The 2731-nt window shown below is 62.2% G+C and carries 3 protein-coding genes and 1 pseudogene; 2 read left to right on the forward strand and 2 right to left on the reverse strand.

What is annotated here, in order from left to right:
- Window positions 1-483 (forward strand): recombinase family protein (locus AAAB35_RS14285; protein WP_340668948.1); only part of this gene is annotated, 483 nt, incomplete at its 5' end.
- 60 nt (window positions 484-543) lie between these two features.
- Here the strand turns inward: AAAB35_RS14285 and AAAB35_RS14290 are convergent.
- Both AAAB35_RS14290 and AAAB35_RS14295 read right to left on the reverse strand, forming a co-directional pair.
- Entirely contained in the window at window positions 544-750 is a 207-nt protein-coding gene (locus tag AAAB35_RS14290; protein WP_340668949.1) for a hypothetical protein, read from the reverse strand.
- A 198-nt stretch (window positions 751-948) separates the two neighbouring features.
- The gene (locus tag AAAB35_RS14295; protein WP_340668950.1) at window positions 949-1755 is read right to left on the reverse strand and encodes an alpha/beta hydrolase; all 807 of its coding nucleotides are present in this window, start codon (window positions 1753-1755) and stop codon (window positions 949-951) included.
- 741 nt (window positions 1756-2496) lie between these two features.
- Here AAAB35_RS14295 and AAAB35_RS14300 point away from each other — a divergent pair.
- Window positions 2497-2731, forward strand: a pseudogene (locus tag AAAB35_RS14300) (IS110 family transposase); the annotation flags it as partial.

Raw genomic sequence — 2731 nt, forward strand, 5'->3', positions numbered from 1 at the left:
ATGGTGACGAAGCTCGATCGCCTGGCGCGCTCGGCCGTCGATCTTTATGCCATCGTGACCCTGCTGGACGGCAAGGGCGTCGCCTTCAAGGTGCTGGACGATGCGGCCGTTGATACGACAAGTCGTAGAGGCAAGCTGGTCATGGGCGTCCTCGCGCTGATTGCCGAGTTTGAAACTTCCATCCGGCGCGAGCGGCAAATGGAAGGCATCGCACGGGCTAAGGCCGAGGGGCGGACAGGCGGCCGGCCGAAACTGGTCACGGACGCCGTCGCCAGCGACATACGCGCACGCCGCACTGCCGGCGAAAGCTTCCGCTCAATCGCGAAGAGCGTCGGTTTCAGCGTGGCAACGGTCCAGAATGTCTTGAAGAGCGCGCCGGCCATGGGTACGGGCGAGGGTGGGCTGCGGGTAGGGGTGAGGGTAGCCAGCCATGAAACTCGCCTGGAAGCGCACGGTCATCGCCGGCGACGAAATGCACCATGATTTCTGGCCTATGTCGACAACATCGCCGTGGCGCGGATCATGCGATGCCGATCGTCTCGGTCAAGTTTGCTTCGATTCATTCCTCGGCCCGCCGAACCGAACCTGGAGAAGGCTGATATCCTCGAGGAGTTCACTCGTTTCTGGAATGGCTTCAGCAAGGCATTCCGTGAACAGGCTAAGGAGGAGCCTTTCCGCATGCACACGTGACTTGCCGACTTCGGCGAGCGGCGAGCCGCCGCGATCCATCTCGGTAGCCAGCCGGACCATTGACGAGGCGGCCTGCCAGTTTGATGCCCTCTGCGAGGGGCTTGCGGCCGTCGAGTTACGCGGGCTGCTTCCTGTCGGCCAGGATGAGCGGCTGTGGCGCGACGCCCTCGGAAGCACTGATCGAGGGACTTCGGCGGCCGATGGCGCAGCAGCCACTGCCTCGCGAGGACCATGCCTCAACAGCCCGCGGGTCGGGCTTTACCCTGTCTGTCGGCCCAGGAAGGCCAGCGTCTTCGCGTTAAACTCAGCGACGTTTTCGTAGATTGGGGCATGCGAGCAATCTTCGAACACTACCAGTTCGCTGTTGGCGATGCCGCCTTTCAGCACATCCACGAAGCGGGCTCCGGTGACGAAATCGTAGCGGCCGAAGGTGATCAGGGTCGGCGCCTTGATCTTGGCGAGCTGAGTCGTGGCATCGTGGGCGATGACCGCCTCGGATTGTTGCAGGAAGGCGGCAAGCGGCTGGGGCGGTCGGCTGCGCACGAAGGACTCGATTGCCTCGATATGCTCGGGCTTTGCGGCATAGAGCTCAGGCGTCAAGCACCAGGGCAAGATTCCTTGGATGATCATCTCGGTTACGCTGCCAAGGCCCTTGGCCATTGACTGCCAGCCTTGGACTACAACCTTAAGGTAGGCGTCGGATTTTGCCCACGTGCTGTGGAGCGACAACGATTTCACCCGCGCGGGATGTTTGGCGGCGAGCCACATGCCGATAGCCGCCCCCAACGATAGCCCTGCGACGTGGACGCGGTCCAACCCGATGGCGGCGATGAAGGCAGCAACATCGTCTGCAAAGAGCTCGGTCGAATAGGCCCCGGCAGGCTTGTCGCTTTCGCCAGCGCCGCGCGGGTCGAGCGAGATACAGGTGAACCGCTTGGCATAGTCCTCGACCTGAAAGGCATAGCATGCATTGTCGGCAGCAAGGTAGGGGATCATCAGCAACGGCTCGCCGCTGCCCTGCTGCTCATAGTTGATGGTGATGTTGTTGGCCTTGATCTTCGGCATGGCGGCTCCTCCCTTTGATTTGGGAACACCTTATAGCGCGTCCGTCCGAGGGGGCCGGGGCTTGGCGTGAGCTATCGCTACCGACGCCGACGCCCCCGGGGCGAAGCAATCATTGTCGCACGACTCTCTGTTGCCGGCGAGCGCTCATTTTTCCGGGTGGAATGAGATCGGCGGCGGCATTGTCGCACTGCGGCGCTCGGGGCCGCCCTGCCACAATCTCGCACAAGCGAGAGGATGGCGAAGGCGCCCAGCAAAGCGGTCCAGGCGGGTGGGGGCCGTTGGCCATGTACCCCCCGGCCCCCTTGCGGTGCCGGGTTACCGCGCGGCCTTCATGCAAGAAGGATGATCGACGCAACAAACAGCTAGCAGCGCATGCGGAGGCACATGACGCCATGCAAGCACCCTGATCGTAGCGGACGGTGACTAGGAACCATTCCCGTCATTGACAAGACGGCAATTAGCGGGCGTCCCCATTTCATTTCGAACCTGAGAGCCCAAGGTCGCAGCGGACCTTCGTCGGGGGGCAACCAGGCGCCTTACGAAGATTTAAACTCTTGGCAAACGAACGGGCAGGTTCGGCCACCTATCATTCGTCTTTCGCCCGGTGGTCGGGGCGCGAGAAATGGAAGGAAACGCCACGCGTAGACTGTTCCCGTGTGCAGCGATTGCAATTCTGATTTCGGCTACGTCGGCTTTTGCGGCCTCACGATATTAAGTGGTTCACAAGGCTGGCGGTGGAGCTTGCTCGGTCACTATGCTCGCCCTCGCCGCAATCGCAAGAAGCGCCAGCAGCTTGTCTCGTTCCTGCTGCGCCATGGCCGGGTCTTTAGCGGACGCAAGAATTGGGGCCCAGCGCATGCCCGCTGGCTTGCGGCGCAGAAGTTCGACCATCCGGCCCAGCAGATCGTGTTCCAGGACCAGGTCGATGTGATCACCGATGCACAACACCGGCTGGAGCGGCTCGATGCCCAGCTCA

It is taken from the genome of Phyllobacterium sp. (assembly GCF_037994425.1).
In the GTDB taxonomy this organism is placed as follows: Bacteria; Pseudomonadota; Alphaproteobacteria; order Rhizobiales; family Rhizobiaceae; genus Phyllobacterium.